At 65.3% G+C, this 21674-nt stretch carries 18 protein-coding genes and 2 riboswitches; of the genes, 4 read left to right on the top strand and 14 right to left on the bottom strand.

All coding sequences use genetic code 11. The features are described from left to right. Positions 1-105: 105 nt before the first annotated feature. A complete protein-coding gene (locus tag AC5RT4_RS05635; protein WP_494041363.1) occupies positions 106-990 on the top strand; it encodes a helix-turn-helix transcriptional regulator in 885 nt (294 codons plus the stop codon). 29 nt (positions 991-1019) lie between these two features. Here the strand turns inward: AC5RT4_RS05635 and AC5RT4_RS05630 are convergent, their stop codons facing one another. The 3 genes from AC5RT4_RS05630 to AC5RT4_RS05620 all read right to left on the bottom strand — a co-directional run bounded on the left by AC5RT4_RS05630 (position 1020) and on the right by AC5RT4_RS05620 (position 3895). After that, a complete protein-coding gene (locus tag AC5RT4_RS05630) occupies positions 1020-2156 on the bottom strand; it encodes a PQQ-dependent sugar dehydrogenase (protein WP_494041362.1) in 1137 nt (378 codons plus the stop codon). An 82-nt stretch (positions 2157-2238) separates the two neighbouring features. Next, positions 2239-3051, bottom strand: a complete 813-nt coding sequence (locus AC5RT4_RS05625; protein ID WP_494105110.1) for a phosphatase PAP2 family protein — start codon at positions 3049-3051, stop codon at positions 2239-2241. Between the two features lie 67 nt (positions 3052-3118). Then, entirely contained in the window at positions 3119-3895 is a 777-nt protein-coding gene (locus tag AC5RT4_RS05620; RefSeq protein ID WP_494041360.1) for an oxygenase MpaB family protein, read from the bottom strand. A 139-nt stretch (positions 3896-4034) separates the two neighbouring features. On the opposite strand from AC5RT4_RS05620, the gene AC5RT4_RS05615 reads away from it, so the two are divergent. Next, the gene (locus AC5RT4_RS05615) at positions 4035-4457 is read left to right on the top strand and encodes a universal stress protein (protein ID WP_494105109.1); all 423 of its coding nucleotides are present in this window, start codon (positions 4035-4037) and stop codon (positions 4455-4457) included. A gap of 190 nt (positions 4458-4647) precedes the next feature. On the opposite strand, the gene AC5RT4_RS05610 is transcribed toward AC5RT4_RS05615, so the two are convergent. The 9 genes from AC5RT4_RS05610 to AC5RT4_RS05570 form a co-directional block, all read right to left on the bottom strand. Next, positions 4648-4890, bottom strand: coding sequence for a hypothetical protein (locus AC5RT4_RS05610; RefSeq protein ID WP_494041358.1), 243 nt, complete (start codon positions 4888-4890; stop codon positions 4648-4650). Positions 4891-5287: 397 nt separating this feature from the next. Further along, positions 5288-6115: a methylenetetrahydrofolate reductase gene (locus AC5RT4_RS05605; protein ID WP_494105108.1), complete on the bottom strand. Its 828-nt coding sequence runs from the start codon at positions 6113-6115 to the stop codon at positions 5288-5290. A gap of 57 nt (positions 6116-6172) precedes the next feature. Then, positions 6173-7180, bottom strand: a complete 1008-nt coding sequence (gene lipA, locus AC5RT4_RS05600; protein ID WP_494105107.1) for a lipoyl synthase — start codon at positions 7178-7180, stop codon at positions 6173-6175. 13 nt (positions 7181-7193) lie between these two features. Then, entirely contained in the window at positions 7194-8636 is a 1443-nt protein-coding gene (locus AC5RT4_RS05595) for an L-serine ammonia-lyase (protein ID WP_494105106.1), read from the bottom strand. Positions 8637-8675: 39 nt separating this feature from the next. After that, a complete protein-coding gene (gene glyA, locus AC5RT4_RS05590; protein ID WP_494105105.1) occupies positions 8676-9989 on the bottom strand; it encodes a serine hydroxymethyltransferase in 1314 nt (437 codons plus the stop codon). Positions 9990-10000: 11 nt separating this feature from the next. Then, positions 10001-10384: a glycine cleavage system protein GcvH gene (gene gcvH / locus AC5RT4_RS05585; RefSeq protein WP_494042166.1), complete on the bottom strand. Its 384-nt coding sequence runs from the start codon at positions 10382-10384 to the stop codon at positions 10001-10003. A gap of 105 nt (positions 10385-10489) precedes the next feature. Then, positions 10490-11638, bottom strand: coding sequence for a glycine cleavage system aminomethyltransferase GcvT (gcvT, locus tag AC5RT4_RS05580; RefSeq protein ID WP_494105104.1), 1149 nt, complete (start codon positions 11636-11638; stop codon positions 10490-10492). Between the two features lie 10 nt (positions 11639-11648). Further along, positions 11649-14501, bottom strand: coding sequence for an aminomethyl-transferring glycine dehydrogenase (gene gcvP, locus AC5RT4_RS05575; protein ID WP_494105103.1), 2853 nt, complete (start codon positions 14499-14501; stop codon positions 11649-11651). A 52-nt stretch (positions 14502-14553) separates the two neighbouring features. Next, positions 14554-14660: riboswitch (glycine riboswitch) on the bottom strand. Between the two features lies 1 nt (position 14661). Further along, positions 14662-14759, bottom strand: a riboswitch (glycine riboswitch). A gap of 198 nt (positions 14760-14957) precedes the next feature. Then, complete coding sequence (locus tag AC5RT4_RS05570; protein WP_494105102.1) at positions 14958-15521, bottom strand: DoxX family protein; 564 nt, start codon at positions 15519-15521, stop codon at positions 14958-14960. A 248-nt stretch (positions 15522-15769) separates the two neighbouring features. Here AC5RT4_RS05570 and AC5RT4_RS05565 point away from each other — a divergent pair, with 248 nt between their 5' ends. Both AC5RT4_RS05565 and AC5RT4_RS05560 read left to right on the top strand, forming a co-directional pair. Further along, entirely contained in the window at positions 15770-17155 is a 1386-nt protein-coding gene (locus AC5RT4_RS05565; RefSeq protein WP_494105101.1) for a dihydrolipoyl dehydrogenase family protein, read from the top strand. Between the two features lie 109 nt (positions 17156-17264). After that, positions 17265-18371 (top strand): spore photoproduct lyase family protein, encoded by a 1107-nt coding sequence (locus tag AC5RT4_RS05560; RefSeq protein ID WP_494105100.1) that lies wholly within the window; start codon positions 17265-17267, stop codon positions 18369-18371. 4 nt (positions 18372-18375) lie between these two features. Here AC5RT4_RS05560 and AC5RT4_RS05555 read toward each other — a convergent pair whose 3' ends face one another. Together AC5RT4_RS05555 and AC5RT4_RS05550 are read right to left on the bottom strand one after the other, a co-directional pair. Beyond that, positions 18376-19146 (bottom strand): GOLPH3/VPS74 family protein, encoded by a 771-nt coding sequence (locus AC5RT4_RS05555; protein WP_494105099.1) that lies wholly within the window; start codon positions 19144-19146, stop codon positions 18376-18378. An 89-nt stretch (positions 19147-19235) separates the two neighbouring features. Further along, positions 19236-20801: a serine hydrolase gene (locus tag AC5RT4_RS05550; protein WP_494105098.1), complete on the bottom strand. Its 1566-nt coding sequence runs from the start codon at positions 20799-20801 to the stop codon at positions 19236-19238. Positions 20802-21674: the final 873 nt, after the last annotated feature.

The following is a 21674-nucleotide window of genomic DNA, read 5'->3' as shown; positions in this document are numbered from 1 at the left end:
TTGATTAACATCAAACAGATGACCGGCAGCCGTAGCGAGGGCCCTGCCGAAACGGGGTATGGCAGAACCCCCTTAGGGCTTCCCCTTTCGTCGTAACGTTGGCCTATGGATAACCGATCCGAGGTCAGGCAGTTTCTGTCCACCCGCCGTGGACGTATCACCCCGGAGCAGGCAGGCATTGAACCGTACGGCGGGCGGCGCCGCGTGCCAGGGCTCCGCCGGGAAGAAGTGGCCCGCCTGGCCGGCGTCAGCGTGGACTACTACACCCGCCTGGAGCGCGGTAATCTCTCCGGCGTCTCCGACAGCGTGCTGGACTCCATCGCGCGGGCCCTCGAGCTGGACCGCGCTGAGCACGACCATCTCTATGACCTCGCGCGGGCAGCCAACATGTCCGGCCGAAAACGTTCGGCGGCCCCGGTTCCGTCACGGGTGCGACCGGAACTGCAGTACCTCCTGGACACCATCAGCGGGGCGCCTGCGTTCATCGGTAACAACAGGATGGATATCGTGGCGGCCAACACCCTTGGTTACGCCCTGTACTCCGACATGTATAAGAGCACTGCCAGGCCGGCGAACCACTCCCGGTTCATCTTTTTGGACCCCCGTTCCCATGCTTTCTACACCGACTGGGAACGGGCGGCGAACGCCAACGTGGCCATACTGCGGCGTGAAGCGGGCCGCAATCCGCACGACAAGGGCATTGCCGAGCTTATTGGAGAGCTGTCCATGCGCAGCGACGAATTCCGCACGCGCTGGGCTGCACACAACGTCCGCAGCCACTACGCCGGCACCAAGTTCTTCCAGCACCCGGTGGCGGGACTCCTCGAACTGAACTACCAGGTCCTCGGCCTGGAAGAAGATCCGGGGCACTCCCTGACGGTGTACCCGGCCACTCCGGGCAGCCCCTCCGACGAGGCCCTCAAGCTCCTCGCATCCTGGGCCGTGACGGAAAACATTGTTGGTTTGGCCCTGGCAGGAGCACGGAACTAGCATCGGGCCCTCCGCTTGCCCCGGACCCGTTACCCCTGGGACAACGGCACTTCCAGGATCCGGTCATCCCCGGCCCGGGGGTCACCCCGGCCATCCGTGTTGTTGGTCAGGAACCACAGCTGCCCGCCCGGGGCCACCGTAACGTCACGGATCCGGCCGTACTCGCGGCCGAAGTGTTCTGTGGCGGTGGAGGGGTCGGAAACGGGAACGGACCGCAGGACCTGGCCGCGGAGGTTGGCGATGAAGAGGGTCCCGCCTGCATGGGCCATGCCGCTGGGACTTGCGGCGGTGGGCTGCCATTGCTGCACCGGATCAACAAAGCCTTCCCGTCCCGCAATTCCTTCGACCGTGGGCCAGCCGTAGTTGGCACCCGGTCGAATGATGTTCAGTTCGTCCCACGTGTTCTGGCCGAACTCCGTGGCGAACATGGTTCCGTCGTCCGCCCACGCTATGCCCTGCGGATTCCGGTGCCCGTAGCTATAGACGAGGGAGCCTGGAAAGGGGTTGTCGGCGGGTACGTCACCGTCCGGAGTCATCCGCAGGATTTTCCCGGCCAGCGAGTCCCGGTCCTGGGCGCTGTTCCGCTGGCTCGCGTCGCCGGCGGTGACGTACAGCATGCCGTCAGGGCCAAAGGCGATCCGGCCGCCATCATGGATGCTCGCCGACGGCAGGCGATCGAGGAGGGTCTCAGCCTGGCCCAGCGACAATGAGCCTGGTTCGCCGGTGACGGCGAAGCGCTGGACCCGGTTGCCGTCCGACCCCGTGGAATAGACGAACAGGCTGCCCTCACGGCCCACGGCAAGGCCCAGCAGGCCCGATTCTCCCCTGGCAGCCACTCCCTCAACGGTTCCGATGGGCCGCGCCGATCCGTCCGGTGCAAGCTCGAGGATGCGCCCGCTGTTCCGCTCGCTGACCAGTGGCGTGCCGTCCCGGAAGACCACCGACCACGGAGCGTCAAGGTCCGTGGCCACCGGCTGCGGCGTGCCGCCGATGCGGGCCGCTGCCGCCGGAGCGGGTGCACTTGCCGGTGCAGAGGACGCCGGAGCAGAAGATGCCGGTTCGGGGGAAGCGCTGGAGGTGGGCGTGGGAGGCGGCGGGGCGGCAGTGCAGCCTGCCAGCAGGACGGCGGTTCCAATGGCTGCCGCAGCGACTAACCCGTGGCGCATGTGCTTCTCCCATCCATCACATTTCCCCTTCCAGTCACATTAACCCGAGTTGCGGATCGTGGCGCTGCGTTGCCACGGCAGATCAGGCTGGATGCACCCGGCTGGTGAGGTAGAGGCGGTGGGCGGTGATGACCAGTGCCAGCCAGGCCGCTCCGAGCGCCCAGGCGCCCAGGACATCGGTGAGCCAGTGGTGCCCGAGGTAGACACGGCTCAGCCCCATGGTGACCGCGAAGATACCTGCTGCCACGCCAGTGAGGACGCGTGCGCGGGCGGACTTGAGGCGGAGGATGATCAGGTACGCCACGATTCCGGCGATCACCACCGAGTTCAATGAGTGGCCGCTGGGGAATGACGCCGAGTATTCGTACGGCGGCACCGCGTCGGCAAGGTCCGGCCTGGTCCGGCCCACCAGCTCCTTGCCGGCGATGGTCATCAGAAGGGACCCCAGCCCGGCAACCAGCATCAGGATGACAGGTGTCACGGACCGCCGCTTCACTGCCAGTCCAATCATGATGGCCAGTGCCAGCACGGGCATGCCCACCGTCCCGCCGACGTCCGTGTAGCCGGTGATGACGGCGTCCAGGGTCGGGGACCGCAGTGTTTTGGCACTGTCCAGGACCGGATGATCCAGTCCCGCGACGCCGTCGGCCTCGACTACGGATTCATACACCTCAGCGAACACGGCGGCCAGCGCAACGGCCAGGGCCACACCGGCGGCAAGTATGAGGACCAATGCCGCATGCGAACCCAAAAGTGCGCTGATCCGCTGAACCGTGGAGGCCAGGAGCCGGCCGGGTTTGGTATCCCACCGGGTGAGGTCCTGTCCGCCCACAAAGCGGTCCTGCTGAACTTCGCCGCTCACCCCGGCTTCCGGCAGATCCTTCGCTGCAACCATGTTTCCTGAGCCCTCCTGCCGCTTACCCGAATTTAGTAAGCAAGCTTATCTTGCTTGGAGGGCTTATCTATTGCTGGGTTGCCAACTGGTTCAAGCAGTAGTTCTTGAACCAGTGCCGGATGCCCTGCGGCAGCTTCGGGTAGGTCAGGGCCAGGACGTGCATGGTGCGGTGGAAGCGGCGCTCGTGGCGGTCGCTCCAGGGCAGTCCAAAGTCCTGGCGCAGCTGGTGCGGAAGGAGCCCGGCCGTGAGGAACCTGGCGGCCGGCATGCCCGCGCGGTGCCAGCGAGCCGCGCGCTCCGGGTAGAGGAGGCCGCGGCCCACCCGCACGGCGTTTTCATCGGCGCGCAGTGTGCGGATGCGCTCATCCCAGTAGCGGCGGAACGCTGCCCGGTCCTCTGGCCACATCCGCTCCGGAAGCTGCAGGGCCGTGCCGATTTTTGCGTAGTCACGGTACATCGCATCGGCGGATTCGTCGTCAAGCGGTCCGTAGATTTTCTCGATGATGGTGTGGGCAGTGTCGTAAAGCGTCGCCGTCACCCACAGCTGCAGCTCGGCGTTGTAGGCGTTGTAGCCCGGGGAATCTTCATCAGCCGCCCGGCGCACAGGAACGTGGGCCCGGTTCACCCGGCGGCGGACCTCTTTGAGCTGGTCGTCCGTGCCGTACACAACTGCGTAGACGTACGTGAGTGTGCCCGTCAGCCTGTCGATGGGACGGTCCGTGAAGCTGCTGTGCTCGGCAACGCCCCTGCCCACCGCAGGGTCAGCGAGCTGCAGCAGGATGGCACGGCCTGCTCCGGCCAGCAGGATGCCCTCTGCGCCCAAATCCGTCACTCCACGCGCCATCCCAACAGGCTACCGGAGGGGCGGACACTGGACGACGGTGCTGAGGCCGAACCTCAAGTCCTGCCGTAGGGTCTTCAGCCTCAAGTTCTCTAGACTGGCCAGGGAAACGTAAGCCGCAACAAGGGACGAAGGAGCAAAGATGAGCGGAGTAGTCGTTGTAGGAGTGGACGGCAGCGAGTCGGCCAGGAAGGCGGCGGAGGCTGCCCGGGACCTGGCAGCCTCGCTGGGTGCGTCGCTTCATGTGGTGACCGCTTTCGAGACGGAGAACGCCGAGACCTTCGGCAGCGGCTCGGACACGGTCAGGGTCTCGAACGCCGACAGCGCCGAACACGTCGCGAAGGCCCTGGGCAATTCAGCGCAAGGGCTGGAAATCACGCACTCCGCTGCCCGGGGCAAACCGGCTGATGCCCTGATCAAGGAAGCCATCCGCCTCGACGCGCGGGTGATCGTGGTGGGCAACCGCAGAATGCGCGGCATTGGCCGGCTCCTCGGCAGCGTCGCCAACAGCGTGGCGCACAACGCCCCCTGCGATGTTTACATCGCCAACACCTACGAGGACTAGCAGCTTATCCAAGCGAGGACGGGCGACGGCGGGTTTCCACCCGCCGTCGCCCGCTTCCGTTTTCCAGCAAGTCAAGTGCGGGCCACCTGGATCACCGGTATGACTTCGAAAAGCCATGCGCCCAACACGGCCAGCGCACTAATCCAGGTTGTTCCCTACCGTTTCAGGCCCGCACAGCCCGCAAAATTGGCTAGCTCGAGACGTCCTTTTCGATTTCCTCGGCGAGCTCGTCCACGGCTTCGGGCCGAAGCTCGATGCCGGCCTCATCGAACCGCTCCTCGAGCACATGGCTTACGTCGTCCTGGACGTGGCCCAGGCGGATCTCGTCTTTGACCTCTTCTGCGATGCTTTCCGCAGTTTCCACGCCATCAACCTCCTCCACGCTGTCATCGTCATCAAAAGGGGCACCGGCGGTATCAGCGAAGTCAGTCATACCTCATCGTTGCCGGTTACCGGCGGGCGGTCAATGTGCCGACCGCTTAAGGCAAGGCGGACGACGGCGGAACGTCCGCCGTCGACAGCTTCCTTCGTGGCGGCGTCCCGCCGTCGTCCGCCTTCCTTTGTGCCGGGGTCCCCCGTCCGCGTCGCCTCAGGGCGCGAAGGACAGCGACTGCGCAACGGTGACCGTAATCAGGACAAGGAAGGTGGCACCTACCGCCCACGCTTCCAGCCGCAGGCGCCGTCTGCTTCGAGCCTGTGGCGCCTTATGCCGCGACTTCCACTTGTACATAGTCCTCCTCGAGGAACATCCGGGGTTCCTGTCAGCCGTCATTGCCAGCCAGATGATCAAGCCGGATGGGTTTTTCCATCATTTCTTCACCCCGTCAACGTCACTCCCTATGACGGACGGACGCTTTAGTGTCCATGTCCTGCCCCAGCTCCGACCGGAAGCCAGGGGGCAGGGAGTCAAGGCTGTTGAAGCTGTAAAGGTGGATCCCGGCGATGTTGCCGGGCTGGGTTGCCAGGCCGGCAATCAGGCTGTCCGGCGAGTAGCGGTCGCCGCTCAGGAGTTTGCGGGCCAGCGGACCCTTGCGACTGAGGAACTTCAGGGAACTTCCGACGCCGATTTGCGTGGACAGTGCCACGAGCCTGGTCCGCGGGACGGAGCCGGCCACGCCCGCCCAGACGGGCAGGTGGACGCCTTCGCGGCGCAGCAGCGCCGCGAAGTCATGGAATTTTTCTGCGGCGAAGCACATCTGGGTGACGACATGGGAGGCCAGGTGCTGCTTCGCCAAAAGGCCGTCCAGCAGGTCCACCGGGCTGATTGACGGGTGGCCTTCCGGGTAGCCGGCAACACCCGCCCGCATCATCCCGCTGCTGTACTGTGCGATGTCCTCGAGCACCGGAAGGGCCGAGTCATAAATCCCGGCGGGCTGTTTCCGGTCTCCCCCGATAACGAAGACTTCGCGGATGCCGGCCGCGTCGCAGCCGCGGACAATCTCGGTCAGTTTGGCACGGGTGCGGATGCCGCGGGCGGCGAGGTGCGGGATGACCTTGAAGCCGGCATCGGAAAGCTCCACGGCGGTGCGCATGGTGCGCTCGATGCCATGGTGCGGCAGGCAGGTCACGCTGAGCGGGGTGGTCCTGGGCACCAGGGCCCGGACCCGCTCGATGATTCCCTGGGCAGGGATGATTTCGATTCTGACGGGGAACGTCATTGGTCCTCTTTCAACATCAGGGCGCCGGGCGGCAGGTTGGGCTGCCTGCGGGGGCACTTAGGCTGTGGCGGCCAGGAGTGAGCTGGCTTCCTGGCGGGTGGTGCCGGAGGACTCGATGTGGGCCAGTTCGGCGGGGATTTCCCAGCCTTTCTTCCGCATCGCGGTGGCCCAGAGCCGGCCGGCCCGGTAGGAGGACCGGACCAGGGGTCCGGACATGACGCCGAGGAAGCCGATCTCGGTGGCCTCGTCCTGGAGGTCCACGAATTCCTGCGGCTTGACCCAGCGGTCCACCGGCAGGTGCCGCTCACTCGGGCGCAGGTACTGGGTGATGGTGATCAGGTCACAGCCGGCCTGGTGCAGGTTCCGGAGGGCTTCGGAGATTTCCTCGCGGGTTTCACCCATGCCCAGGATCAGGTTGGACTTGGTCACCATGCCCAGGTTCCGGCCCTGCGTGATCACATCAAGGGACCGCTCGTAGCGGAACGCGGGCCGGATCCGCTTGAAAATCCGCGGCACGGTCTCGACGTTGTGCGCGAACACCTCCGGCCGGGAATCGCAGATCGCGGCGATGTGCTCGGGTTTGCCCGAGAAGTCCGGGATCAGCAGTTCAACGCCGGTGCCGGGGTTCAGCTCGTGGATCTTGCGGACCGTTTCGGCGTACAGCCACACGCCCTCGTCCTCGAGGTCATCGCGGGCCACACCGGTGACGGTGGCGTAGCGCAGCTGCATCGACTGCACCGACCGGGCGACCTTGGTGGGTTCAAACCGGTCCACCGGGGACGGTTTGCCGGTATCGATCTGGCAGAAATCACACCGCCGCGTGCACTCGGACCCGCCGATCAGGAACGTGGCTTCCTTGTCCTCCCAGCACTCAAAGATGTTGGGGCAGCCGGCCTCTTCGCACACCGTGTGCAGGCCTTCCTTCTTCACCAGGTTCTTCAGGCCCACGAACTCCGGGCCCATCTGGACCTTGGCCTTGATCCACTCCGGCTTCCGCTCCACCGGGACAGCCGAGTTGCGCTGCTCGATCCGCAGCATCTTCCGGCCTTCAGGTGCCAATGTCATTGTTCTTCTTTCTTCAGCATTCCACCACGTTGACGGCGAGTCCGCCCATGGCCGTTTCCTTGTATTTGGAGCTCATGTCCTTGCCGGTCTCGCGCATGGTCACAATGACCTCATCCAGGGACACCCGGTGGGAGCCGTCACCCCAGAGCGCCATCTTCGCCGCGTTGATCGCCTTCGCGGCGGCGATCGCGTTCCGTTCAATGCAGGGCACCTGCACCAGCCCGCCAATCGGATCACACGTCAGGCCCAGGTTGTGCTCCATCGCGATCTCGGCCGCGTTCTCCACCTGCGCCGGGGTACCACCCATCACCTCAGCCAGGCCCGCCGCGGCCATCGACGACGCCGAACCCACCTCCCCCTGGCACCCCACCTCAGCCCCCGAGATCGAGGCCTGCTCCTTGTACAGCACCCCGACAGCACCGGCGGCCAGCAGGAACTTCACCACCACATCCTCACGGTCCTCCTGGCTGGCGTTCTCCATCCCCGGCGCAAAATGCAGCGCGTAGTACAGCACCGCCGGGATGATCCCCGCCGCACCGTTCGTAGGCGCGGTGACCACCCGGCCGCCGGAGGCGTTCTCCTCATTCACGGCCAGGGCAATCAAGTTCACCCACTCCTGCCAGTACTTCGGGTCATGGAACTCCCCCTCCTGGACCTCACCGTCCTGGCCCTCCGCGGCCGGGCGGGCGCTTTCCTTCCGCAGCCGGTCATACCAGTCAGGGGCCCGGCGGCGGACCTTCAACCCCCCGGGCAGCACACCCTCACGCTTCAGGGACGTCGCCACGCAGCCCTCCATCACCGAGTAAATATGCAACAGACCCGCCCGGATCTCCTCCTCCGAACGGCTGTCCTCCTCGTTCACCCGCATCACATCACTGATGCCCAGGCCGGTCTCCCGGCAATGCTCCAGCAGCTCCGCAGCGGTCCGGAACGGCAACGGCAGCTCCTTCTTGGACTCCTCCAGCTCCTGCCGGGCCGCGTCCTCCTCACCCTCCCGGACAATGAAACCGCCGCCCACCGAAAAGAACGTCGCCGTATGCAGGATCTGTTCCTCCGCATCAAAAATGGTGAACGTCATTCCGTTGGTATGCCGCGGCAACACGGTCAGCGGCCGCAGCACCATGTCCTTCACTCCATACGGCAGGGCCACCGCACCAGCCAACTGCAGCATCCCCGTCTCTGCAATGGCCGCCAGCCGCTCCTCCACCTCATCGGGCAGGATCAGCTCCGGATGGAACCCCTCCAGCCCCAGCAGGATCGCCGTCATCGTCCCATGCCCATGGCCCGTCGCTGCGAGCGACCCGTACAGGTCAACCCGCAACGACGCCACCTCCGCCAGCTTGCCGAGGCCCTTGAGCTCCTCCGCGAACACGGCGGCAGCCCGCATCGGCCCCACGGTGTGCGAGCTGGAGGGGCCAATACCGATGGAAAAGAGATCAAAAACGCCAACAGCCATGTGCTTGGTTCCTAATTAAAAGACGCAGGTCGGTGTGGGTTAGGCGAGGTTGGTGATGCCTGGGTACAGCGGGTGTGCGGCGGCAAGGGCCTCCACACGTGCGCGCAACCCCGAAAGGTCCGTGCCGGCGTCGGCCGTCAAAGCCTCGGCGATGATGTCCGCAACCTCGCTGAAGGCAGCTTCGCCGAAGCCCCGGGTGGCAAGGGCGGGGGTGCCGATGCGAAGGCCGGAGGTGACCATGGGCGGGCGCGGGTCGAACGGGACCGCGTTGCGGTTGACGGTGATGTCGATGGCCGCGAGGCGGTCCTCGGCCTGCTGGCCGTCAAGCTCGCAGTTGCGCAGGTCCACCAGGACCAGGTGCACATCGGTGCCGCCGGAAACCACGCTGATGCCCTTGGCGGTGACGTCCGGCTGGACCAGGCGCTCGGCCAGGATCCGGGCGCCGGCCAGGACGCGTTCCTGCCGTTCCTTGAACTCGGCGGACGCGGCGATCTTGAATGCTACGGCCTTGCCGGCGATGACGTGTTCCAGCGGGCCGCCCTGCTGGCCCGGGAACACAGCCGAGTTGATCTTCTTGGCGATGTCGGCGTCGTTGCTCAGGATGATGCCGCCGCGCGGGCCTGCCAGGGTTTTGTGCGTGGTGGACGTGGTGACGTGCGCGTGCGGCACCGGTGAGGGGTGCAGTCCCGCGGCCACAAGCCCGGCGAAGTGGGCCATGTCCACCATCAGGTAGGCGCCTACGGAGTCGGCGATGCGGCGGAATTCGGCGAAGTCCAGCTGCCGGGCGTAGGCGGACCAGCCGGCCACGATCAGCGCGGGCTTGTGCTCCTGGGCCAGGCGCTCCACCTCGGCCATGTCAACGGTGTGGGTGTCCTCGCGGACGCCGTAGGGCACCACGTTGTAGAGCTTGCCGGAGAAGTTGATCTTCATGCCGTGCGTGAGGTGTCCGCCGTGGGCCAGGTTCAGGCCCATGATGGTGTCGCCCGGCTTGATCAGCGCGTGCATTACCGAGGCGTTGGCCTGCGCGCCAGAGTGCGGCTGCACGTTGGCGAACTCAGCGCCGAACAATGCCTTGATCCTGTCGATGGCGAGCTGTTCAATAACGTCCACGTGCTCGCAGCCGCCGTAGTAGCGCTTGCCTGGGTAGCCTTCGGCGTACTTATTGGTCAGCACCGAACCCTGCGCCTGCATGACGGCGACGGCGGTGTGGTTCTCCGACGCGATCATCTCCAGGCCGTCACGCTGGCGGGTCAGTTCGTCGTCGATCTTCGCTGCGATCTCTGGATCCAGGGCGGACAGGTCCGCGTCCAGGGACGGGGAGACCACCTGCTCGAAAGCTGCCGTGGCCGTCATGCCCGCGCCGCTCACAGCTCGCCGCCGTTTGCTGCAGCGTACTCTTCAGCGGACAGCAGCGGACCCTCTTCGGTCACGGCTACCTTGAAGAGCCAGCCGGCGCCGTACGGATCGTTGTTGATCAGGGCGGGGTCGGAAACCACTTCGTCGTTGGTCTCCACCACCTCGCCGGTGACAGGCGCATAAAGGTCCGAGACGGACTTGGTGGATTCAACCTCGCCGCAGGTCTCCCCCGCGGTCACCGTGGAGCCCACCTCGGGCAGGTCCACGTAGACGATGTCGCCCAGCGCTTCGGCTGCGACGGCCGAAATACCAATGTTGGCAGGGCCGGATCCGTCAGCAGCAACCCACTCGTGCTCGGCGGAGTACTTCAGTTCAGCAACAACTTTTGCCATGTGTGTTTCCTTAGGTAGGTGTGTCAAGTGAGAGAGCGTCAGGCCAAAAGGCGCATCAAGTGAGTGAGCGTTGGGACAGAACGCGCATCAAGTGAGAGAGCGTCGCTACTGCTGGCGCTTGTAGAACGGGAGCGGCACTACCTCGAACGGCTCCGGCTTGCCGCGGAGGTCAATCTCCAGGGCGGTGCCGGGGTTGGAGTGTTCGACGTCGACGTAGGCCAGGGCGATGGGGTACCCCAAAGTGGGGCTTGGCTGGCCGGAGGTCACCTCGCCCACGACGTTGCCGTCCTTGAGGACCGGGTAGTGGCTGCGGCCGGCGCGGCGGCCCAAACCTTTGAGCCCCACGAGCCTGCGGCCGGACGTGGAACCGGCGCCCAGTGCCTTGAGTTCGGCCAGCACGGCCCTGCCGATGAAGTCCGATTCCTTGGCCAGCGAAACAACGGGGCCCAGGCCGGCGGCGTAGGGGTTGCCCTCGCGGGAGAGTTCGTTGCCGTATAGCGGCATGCCGGCTTCCAGGCGGAGCGAATCACGGCAGGCCAGGCCAGCGGGGATCAGGCCGTGCCCGGCGCCGACCTCCAGCAGGGCGTTCCACAGTCCGGGCGCGTCCTCGTTGGGGATATAGATTTCGAAGCCGTCCTCGCCGGTGTAGCCGGTGCGGGCCAGCAGCAGCTCCTGGACAGTACCGTTGACCGCGATGCCTACCTCAACCGCCGCGTAGTACTTCAGTTCGGTCACCAGCGGGTGCTGCTCGGCCGGAACCAGTGCCAGCAAAATGGCCGCCGCGTTCGGCCCCTGCACAGCGACCAGCGAAGTCGCAGCACTGGCGTCCTCGACGGTGACATCAAAGTTCGCAGCCCGCTCGGCCAGGGCAGCGGCCACTGCTTTGGCGTTGCCCGCGTTGGGAACCACGAGATACTTTGCTGTTCCGTCCGCAGCGGCGGGAAGGCGGTACGTGATGAGGTCATCGATGATGCCGCCGTTTTCCTGGCAAATCAGCGTGTACTTGGCCTTGCCCACTGCCACGGCGGACAACTTGCCAACCAGGGCGTAGTCGAGGAAAGCTCCCGCGTCGGGGCCGGTGACCCAGACCTCGCCCATGTGGGAGAGGTCGAACAGGCCGGCGGCGTTGCGCACGGCGTGGTGCTCAGCCAGTTCGGAGCTGTACTTCAGGGGCATCTGCCAGCCACCGAAATCGGTGAAGGAGGCCCCGGCAATCTTGTGCTGCTCGTACAGCGCGGTGTAGTTCTCGGTCATCACAAATTCCTTAGTTCTCAAACTCTGAAAGTGGCGGGCAGGAGCAGACCAGGTTGCGGTCTCCTGCTGCGCCGTCGATGCGGCCCACCGGCGGGAAGTACTTGTCCTGCCGGAGCGAGGCCAGGGGGAATGCAGCCTGCTCACGCGGGTAGGTCCGGTTCCATTCGGAGGAGACGACGGCGGCTGCCGTGTGGGGTGCGTTGCGCAGCGGGGACTTCTCCACAGTGAAGTCACCGGCAGCCACCTGGTCGATTTCCCTGCGGATGGTGATCATGGCTTCGATGAACCGGTCGATCTCCGCGAGGTCCTCGGACTCGGTGGGCTCCACCATGAGGGTGCCTGCCACGGGGAAGGACAGCGTGGGGGCGTGGAAGCCGAAGTCGATGAGCCGCTTGGCCACGTCCTCGGCGGTGACGCCGGTCTTGGCCGTGAGCTCGCGCAGGTCCAGGATGCACTCGTGGGCCACCAGCCCGCTGGTACCCGTGTAGAGGACGGGGAAGTGCTCGTCCAGCCGGGCCGCCACGTAGTTGGCGGCGAGCAGCGCGGACTTGGTTGCCTCGGTGAGGCCCTGGCCGCCCATCAGCTTCACGTAGGCCCAGGAGATCGGGAGCACGCCGGCGGAGCCGAAGCGCGAAGCGGAGATTGCGACGCCGTGTCCCTCCTCGTGCGCTGCCTTGTTCGCGTCACCCGGCATGAACGGCGCCAGGTGCGCCTTGGCAGCGACCGGGCCGACGCCGGGGCCGCCGCCGCCGTGCGGGATGCAGAAGGTCTTGTGCAGGTTCAGGTGGGAGACGTCGCCCCCGAACTTGCCCGGCTGTGCGAGGCCAACCAGAGCGTTCAGGTTTGCACCGTCAACGTACACCTGGCCGCCGGCGGCGTGGACGGCGTCGCAAACTTCGCGAACATCGGAATCGTACACGCCGTGGGTGGACGGGTAGGTGATCATGATGGCCGAGAGGACGTCCCTGTGGGCCTCAATCTTGGCTTCCAGGTCGGCGTGGTCGATGGTGCCGTCGGCTGCGGTGGCCACCACAACCACCTTCATGCCGGCGAGGACGGCGGACGCGGCGTTGGTGCCGTGGGCGGACGCCGGGATCAGGCAGACATTGCGCTGGGCCTCGCCGCGGGAGTGGTGGTAGCCGCGGATCGCCAGCAAGCCCGCGAGCTCACCCTGGGAGCCGGCGTTCGGCTGGATGGACACCTGGTCGTACCCGGTGATCTCCGCAAGATCCGCTTCAAGCCCGGAAATCAGCTCACGCCAGCCCTCGGTCTGGGAATCCGGAGCGAACGGGTGGATGGAGGCGAACTCCGGCCAGGAGATAGCTTCCATCTCGGCCGTGGCGTTCAGCTTCATGGTGCAGGAGCCCAGCGGGATCATGGTGCGGTCCAGTGCCAGGTCCCGGTCCGAAAGACGGCGGATGTAACGCAACAGCTGTGTTTCGGAGCGGTGGGTGTTGAACACCGGGTGCTGCAGGTAGGTGGAGGTGCGCAGCACCGGTTCGGGCAGTTCGAACCCGGACGCCTCCACAACCGGACCGGCGCCAAAGGCGACAACAACCGCGGAGAGGACCTCCGGCGTCGTGGTTTCATCGACTGACACGCCAACTGTGTCCGCATCGATGAGGCGCAGGTTGATGCCGCGGGCTTCGGCGGCAGTGATCACTTTGGCGGCCTTGCCGGGCACGCGGACGGTGACGGTGTCGAAGAAGGTGTCGGACACCAGTTCGCGGCCGGCAATCTTCAGCGTGGTGGCCAGGGCGCGGGCGTTGTTGTGGACGGTTTCGGCGATGGCCTTCAGGCCGTCGGGGCCGTGGTAGACGGCGTAGAACGACGAAACGATAGCCAGAAGCGCCTGCGCGGTGCAGATGTTGGAGGTGGCCTTCTCGCGGCGGATGTGCTGCTCGCGGGTCTGAAGGGCCAGGCGGTAGGCGGGGACACCGGCGTCGTCCTTGGACACACCGACAATGCGGCCCGGAAGGGTGCGCTCCATGCCCTGGCGGACGGCCATGTAGGCGGCGTGCGGGCCGCCGAAGAACAGCGGGACACCCAGGCGCTGGGTGGAGCCGACGGCGATGTCCGCGCCCTGCTCGCCCGGCGGGGTGATGAGGGTGAGGGCCAGGAGGTCGGCGGCGACGGTGACCAGCGCGCCGCGGTCTTTCGCCTCGGCGATGACGGCGGACTGGTCCCAGACGCGGCCGGAGACGCCGGGCTGCTGGAGGACCAGGCCGTTGATGTCGCCGTCGGGCAGGCCGTCCGCGAGATCGGCGATTTCCACTTCGAACCCGAGGGCCTCCGCGCGGCCCAGCACAATGGCGATGGTCTGCGGGAGGAGGTCGGCGTCCAGGACGGTCTTGCCGTCCTTGGCCGTCTTGGACTTGTTGGCCCTACGCATCAGGAGGACTGCTTCGGCCACGGCGGTGGCTTCGTCGAGGAGGGAGGCGTTGGCCACCGGGAGTGCGGTGAGGTCCTGGACCATGGTCTGGAAGTTCAGCAGCGCCTCGAGCCGGCCCTGGGAGATCTCGGGCTGGTACGGCGTGTAGGCGGTGTACCAGGCGGGTGCTTCGAGGATGTTGCGGCGGATCACCGGCGGGGTCACGGTGTCGTAGTAGCCCTGGCCGATCATCTGCACGGCCATCTTGTTCTTGCCCGCAAGCTTGCGGAGCTCGGCGAGGACCTGGACTTCGCTCAGGGCGCTTTCGAGGGTGAGCGGCGTGTCCTGGCGGATGGAATCGGGGACCGCACTGTCAACGAGGCCATCAACGCTGTCGTAGCCAACGGCCTTGAGCATGGTGTCGATGTCGGACTGGCGGCGCGCGCCGATATGGCGGTCTGCGAAGGTGGTAGGGGACGAATGAACCGTCATGAGAGGAACTCCATAATTCAGGTGGCGCCTAAGCTCCACGTTGATTCGGGTTCCTCCCCGCTCTGTATCGGACCTGAGAGTTTTGCGTTGCCCTGCGTTTTGCAGAGCGCCACTTGCACCGTCGGTGAGCCCGGTTGCCCGGACTGCTTTCCAGAGTTGCCTTGCCGCGGCGGTACGTGGGCCTGAGAGATTCCTGGGGAGGATTTGCTCCTACGGCGCCTGCAGAACGTACCGGCAGGACTCTCCCGCCGCAGATCATCAGCACATGTCACTGTTCGGTGACACGGCTCACACGTTACCGTGTTAGGGCGCGGGATGCAAAATTACCGTCCGATGGTTCGGGAATTCTGCCCCTTACCCGGCCGCCCATCGCAAGTGGACGACGGCGGGATGTCCCACGCCGTCGACAGTCACGGCGGGATGTGCCCGCCGTCGACAGTCGCGGCGTGCAGTCCCTCAGCCTTCTTCCGGCGCGGTGGCTACAGCCGGCGCCTGCGCGTCGGCTGCCAGGGCTTTGCGCCGGCGGTAAATCTGGATGCCCATGGCTGCGGGGATCACAGCCAGAGCGGTGGCGCGCATCCAGGGCCGGTCCAACACGTGACCGGTTAATGCGTCCAGGGAGAAGGGGCCGGAACCACCGATAGTGAACGCCACTGCCGCCAAACCCAGGACCGCCGGGTACTCCAGGCCGCCCTCAGTGGCAAAAAAGCCGTTCGGCGCGTGAACGCTTGCAGCCACACCCATCGTGGTTGCAGCGGCGGCGCCGGCGGCAGGGGTAGCCAGGCCCAGGGCCAAGGCAACACCTGCTCCAGCTTCACCTACACCGGCGAGGATTGCGCTGGGTTTTGCGGGACGGAAACCCATGGCGTGCATGCCCTTGCTGGTACCTTCGAGCCCTCCCCCGCCGAACCACCCAAAGAGTTTTTGGGATCCGTGGGCAATAAGAACACCTCCAAGCGCAACCCTGAAAAGGCTTTGCGCCGCGGCTGCTGCCTCAGGACTGGTTGTTACGTGGCTCATCAGACTCCTCCTTGGGTTGGCTGTGCCGGTGCTGTACCTTGCCATTTTGACGTAGAAAGCCACCACTGCACCCCTTCAATTTCCTGCGAAGAAGTTCCTGCTCCTTGGAGTGCGTTCTTCTGCCGAGCACGTAACCCGCGCAGAAGGCCAGGACAAGCAGCCCGACGACGGCGAGCGCCAGGCTGATCTACGTTCCCCCTGACGAAGTGCGTGCCGCATGGGGCAGGATGGGTGCCAAGGGAGGCGTTATGGATTTTGATGTCCTGGTAGTCGGAGCCGGACCGGCGGGCATGGCTGCCGCAACACGGGCAGCGGAGCTGGGTGCACGTACCGCCGTTGTTGAGCGTGCCCGGCTGGGCGGCACCTGCGTGAACTCAGGTTGCGTGCCCACGCGGGTGCTGGCGAAGACTGCGCGGTTGTACAGGGAAGTGCGCACCGCCCGGGACTACGGAATTGTGGTCCACGAGCCTGCGGTGGACTGGCCGCAGCTGGTCCGGCGGGTGCAATCGACCGTGGACCGCGTACTTGACGCCAAAGCGTACAACGAGGCCATGCGGCAACTGGACATCACGTTCCTTCAAGGGGATGCAGCGTTCAGCGAGCCGCAGGAAATGTTGATCGGCGGGCGCCCGGTTACCGCTGCTTCGGTCATCCTGTGTGTGGGCGGAAGTGCCCGGAGGCTGCCCATCCCGGGCGCGGAGCACGCCGTGCTGCCTCACGAAGTCTTGGACCTTCCTGAACTTCCCAGCTCCGTCGCAATTATCGGCGGCGGCCACACCGGTGCGCAGCTGGCCACGATCTTCGATGCCCTTGGATCGCACGTTACCCTTCTGGACCTCGCACCGCGCATCCTCACCACCGAGGACGATGACGTCTCCATGGCGGTCACGGAAGGCTTCCGTTCCCGCGGCGTGCACGTGGATGTCGGCATCCGCGGTGTGGATGGCATTGAGAAGCACGACGGCGGAGGCCTGGAAATCCGCTGGCAGGGCGGGGACGGCGCGCAGTCGGCACAGGTGGGTGCGGTAATTATGGCTGCCGGCTGGCCAGCGAATATTGACGGTCTTGGCCTGGAGGCGGCAGGCGTCGCCGCTGGGAGGGGAGCTATCCCGGTGGACAACTACCTTCGCTCCAACGTCCCGCACATTTTTGTTGCCGGAGACGCGAACGGGACGTCCATGCTGGTGCAGGCCGCTGTCTTCGAGGGTGAGACTGCCGCAGAGAATGCCGTCCTGGGAGCGCACCGGACCACGCCGCACCACCTGCTGCCGGAGGGCGGGTTCACCGACCCGGACTACGCCGGAGTGGGCCTCACCGAGGCGAAGGCCCGGGAACGCGACGCGGAGTGCGCCGTCGTCGTCGTTCCCTATGCGTCGGTGGAACGTCCCATCATCGATGACCGGGAGCAGGGATTTCTGAAACTGGTCACGGACCGGCACCGGGAGCTGATACTCGGCGCACACGCGGTTGGCGAGAACGCAGTGGAGGTCATCCAGGCAGTTGCGTCCGCAATGGCCGCCGGCACAGACGTGGCCACCCTTGCACGCGTGAAGTTTGCCTACCCGACGTACAGCTCAATAATCGGTCGCGCGGCACGGCAGGTGGTGCGGGGAGCAACGAAAGAGTCCTGGTGAGCGGACTGAATCCGTCGTAGTTTTCCACGGACTCTTACCTCGCCTTTAGGGTATTCCGGGCAAAATACGTGGAACAACCGCACCATCATCATTGTTGTTAAAGGCAATGATGACTCTTCAGGAATCGGACCTGACCACACTTTCTCCCACCCGTTTATGGGTTCCCAAACACGTGCTGATCACGAGGGCCGCAGCAGACCTGCCCCACACAGCTGAAATCCTTCGGCGCTGCGAGCGTGCCGGTGTTGACGACATTCGGTTCCTGCCCGCGAACGCCTTAACAGGCCTGCGCGGCGCCAGTGAGCGCGAAACGTACGCGTCCGCCAAGAACACGCTTGCGGTGGTCGTGGCCCCGCCCAGCGTCCTCAAGCCACAGCCAATCCCGCCGAGCGCTGACTGGCGCATCGACCTCGCCAAGGGTTGCCCCGCCCACTGCCAGTACTGTTACCTGGCCGGATCCCTGCAGGGTCCTCCCGTGACACGCGTGTACGCGAACATTGACGATGTGCTGGGCGGAATACGCACCCACGCCGGCAGAGGCTCTGTCACCCGCGGGACCCTGGACCGTGGCCATGAGGGCACGACGTTCGAGTTGTCCTGCTACACCGATCCCCTGGGCATCGAGAGCGTGACCGGGTCGCTCGCTGCCGCAATTTCCCGCGTGGGGGCGGGGGAATTCGGCGACGACGTGCAGTTGCGGTTTACGACGAAGTTCGACGATATCGGTGAGTTGGTAACCCTCAATCATGGGCGCAGGACGCGGATCCGGTTTTCGGTCAACGCCGCAGACGTAGCGGGCCGGTTTGAAGGAGGCACTGCGCGGATGCCCGCCCGGCTTGCCGCTCTCCGAGCTGTGGCAGCGACGGGTTACCGGGTAGGCCTGACAATTGCCCCTGTTATGCCCGTACCTGGCTGGCGGGAGCAGTATGGCGCGCTGCTGGACAGCGTCGCCGATGCTGTCGCCGGCATCAATGACCTCGATCTGACCGCCGAGATCATCACGCACCGCTTCACTCCGGCGAGCAAGGAAGTGCTGCTGGGCTGGTATCCGGGAACCAAGCTTGAGATGGACGAGGAATCGCGGAGCCAGAAGCGATCCAAGTTTGGCGGCGTCAAGTACGTGTACCCGAAGCAGACCATGACGGAGATGCGCGGGTGGTTCACAGAGGAGCTGGAGCGGCGGCTGCCGGCCGCCCGGCTCCTCTACTGGACATGACCCGTCACAACGTTGCTGCTTCTTCCTCGGCAAGCCTGATCAGGCGAAGTTCGTCCTCCACGGCGCGGGACGGCCAATAGTCCTTCGCCAGCTCGCTTGCCCGGATCCTGTCTGCCTCGGGGAAGAGCTTGCCGAGCAACCCGGACGCCTGAAGCAGGGCGATCAGCACGATGGTCCGGGCGTCGGGCCCCTTGGCAACGGGCTTGGCATTCGGCACTTTGGACCCTGCCTCCGCCGACCCTGCGGCCCCGGCCTCGGCTGCCTCGGCACTCGGGGCCCCGGCCTCCGCTGCTGTGTCCGGCACCTCCAGGCTGGACGGCGGACCGCTGAGCGCAGCCCGGATCTTCTCCAGGAGCGCCGCCTCCGGGGCATGGTCCTTCTCCGGGTACCGCGCGGCCCGGAACCTGCCCAGGTGCTTTTCACCGGCATGCTCCACGATGCCCAGTGACACCAGCGCCTCGTACACACGCAGCACTTCGGCGCGGCTCTCCAGCACGCCCACCCACCACTTGGGAGTGTGGGGCCGGGACTTGCCGCGGATCAGTTCCAGCTCGTGCTCGAACTCGGTTGCCGGGGTGGCGCCGGTGGCCCTGACCCGCTTTCCCTGGAGCTCGATCGCGCCGAGCAGGTCCAGTTCAGCCAATATTGCCCCCGCCACCGTGGTCCTGAGCGCGAACAGCGGCACTTCAGGTTTGCCGTTTGAGTCGTTTGTGGCCAGAAGCAGGAACGCCTGGGGAAGGCTAAGTTCCACTGTTTTAGGAGTTTCAGCATCCATAGGATCATGGTGGCGCAGTTGGGCAGCCACCACAATGAGGACTTGAGCGGACGACGGCGGGACGTCCCGCCGTCGTCCGAATCCCTGGCCTACGCGGCCCGGGTGAAAGTCCCCAGTCCGGTCCTGTCGTAGAAGTCCAGGGTGACGCTCTGGGCGGCGCCGCCGCTTCCCACAGTGAAGATTACACCGGCCAGGCCGTTGCCGTTCTCGCCGATGGATTCGAAGCTGAACGTGTCGCCGTCGAAGTGGGTGAGCGGGAAGGTTGTGGGGCTGCCGGCCGGTCCCATCCTCATGGCCAGCTTCCCGCCGTCGTCAAGGACCGCAAGCGGGCCGTAGTAGGAATTGTTGTAAGTGCCTGTGTAGGCACTGTTCGCTTTGGCGGGAGCGGGGTTGGCCGGAACTTTGGTGTAATCCACTTCAGGTTTGTCGGCTTCGTCCTGTTGCTTGAAGATACTTGCGGTGAAGGCCAGCCAGTCCACCGTGGGCGATCCGTGCTGGGCGGTATCGAGGAAACCGGCGGCGATTGCTTCAGGAATGCCCTGCGGGCGGCCGTTGGTCAGGGCCACGATGGCCAGTTGCTCGCCGGGCAGCATGGAGACGGCGGTGGCTGCGCCCAGATTGAAAGCCCCGGAGTGGCCCAGCTGGACGCGGGCCTGGTCGTCGTACGAGACGTTCCAGCCCAGCCCGTAAAAACGGGAGCGGGCGGCCGGAGCAGCCGCGGGGTTGGAGACTGCATGGGGAACACGGGTTGTTTGAAGGGCAGCGGGATCAATGATGGGCCTGCCCTCAAATTGGCCGTCTCCGAGCTGCAGCCGGAGCCATTGCGCCAGGTCCCGCACCGACGAACTTGCTCCGCCCGCGGGAGCCTCGGCGTCGGCATTGCGGCGGTATCTCGCTGCCCATTCCTTGTTTCCGAGCGGCACGTGAAGGATGGCCTTGTCTGTGGCCTTTTCATAGTCCGAGTAACGGTAACTGGTGGCGGACATGCCCAGCTTCCGGAACAGGATCTCCTCGGCCAGATCCTCCCAGGACATGTTCATCGCATCAGCTGCCGCCTGGCCAGCCTCGGTGAAGCCGAAGTTGCTGTAGTTGTAGCTGGACCGGAACGTATCAAGGGGCTCCTGGTTGAGGTGGCTGAGGATGTAGGCCCTGTCGAACCCAAGGTCCTCAAGCAGATCACCCGCGCCCGTTCTCAACCCGCTGCGGTGGGACATCAGATCAGCAAAGGTGGCGTTCCGTGTGACGTAGTCATCTTTGAGCGAGAAGCCCTTGTTGTGCTGGATTACGGGGTCGGTCCAGTTGACAACCTTGCGCCCCACCACCCCTGCCACCACTGTGGACGCCAGGGGCTTGGATACAGAAGCCAACTGGAACACCGTGTCAGGGCTGATTTTTTTGGGCTTTCCGACCTCCCGCACGCCGAAGCCTTTGGAGTACAACACCTCGTCCCGGTACACAACGGCTATTGCCATCCCCGGAAGCCCCGTGCTTTCCATGGCGACGTCGGCCTGTTCGTCGAGCTTGGCCAGCGCGTTGGTGATTGCCTTCAGGTCCAGCAGCGGTTCCACCTGTCCCGGCGGGGCCGGGAGAAGCGCCGGCGACGACGTTGACGCACGCCGTGCAGGTTGGGCGCTGCACGAGGACAAAAGGGGCATTGAGGCAACACTGGCTGCCCCAATTCCGGCCGCTTTGAGCAACGTACGCCGGTTTGGGGAAACGGCACCATTAGTCATATCGAGTCCTTGGTCCTAGGGCGGTAAGCACTTTTCAGTAGGCCCCAGCCTCCCCGACAGGCTTAATAGTGGACCCGGCACTGCGGCCGGGCAATGGATGCAGCGGAAGTTGGGTAGGCCTGAAGCGGCGCAGACAATTCAGGCAGCATGCAGGATTCAGCAGGCATAAGCTGATACCAACAGGTTCCTTCCAGCATCGGGAGGTCATCGTGGACACCGAAACCGCCAGTGTGACCGGGCATGATGTCACCACAATCGTCTGCGTCTGCGGCAACACCGTCAGCCAGGACGGATTGATTCAGGCGAACTCGCAGGGCATACCGTCCATGCCGGGGGCGACACCCCTGTTGTCCCTGCAGAACTGGCGCCCTGGCCGGCGGATGAGGACCTTTACACCTTGTGCCCCAGATGCGGCCGCGTGTACCGCGACGCCGTCATCGAAGAAACAGGGACCGCGCCCGTTGCGTTCCGGGTTGACGTCGCCGCCGGCCCGATGGCAGAAGCCATCCGCGTCCACTGGAACCTCAGCACCTGAACGCTGTCTCCGGCCGTCCTATCTTGCTAGCGAGAGAGTGGTGGGCTTACGACGGCGGGACGCTCCCGCCGTCGTCATGTTTCCTTCGAGGTGGGGCAAGTAGCCGTAGGCGGCATGTCAGGTACTCCACACTCGTGCGCCGGTTGCGGTCTCCTCGTAAGGTCAGGCCTAACCCGGTACCGGGTGGCTTCGGGGACCGCTGATTCTCCTTCCCCGGCAGCGCGAGGAGCATGGGAGGCGGCCAAGCATGTACAAGGTGG

The sequence above is a fragment of the Arthrobacter sp. sptzw42 genome, assembly GCF_059089685.1.
Note: the sequence above shows the minus strand (reverse complement) of the source record. Positions and strands in the feature narration are given on the sequence as shown.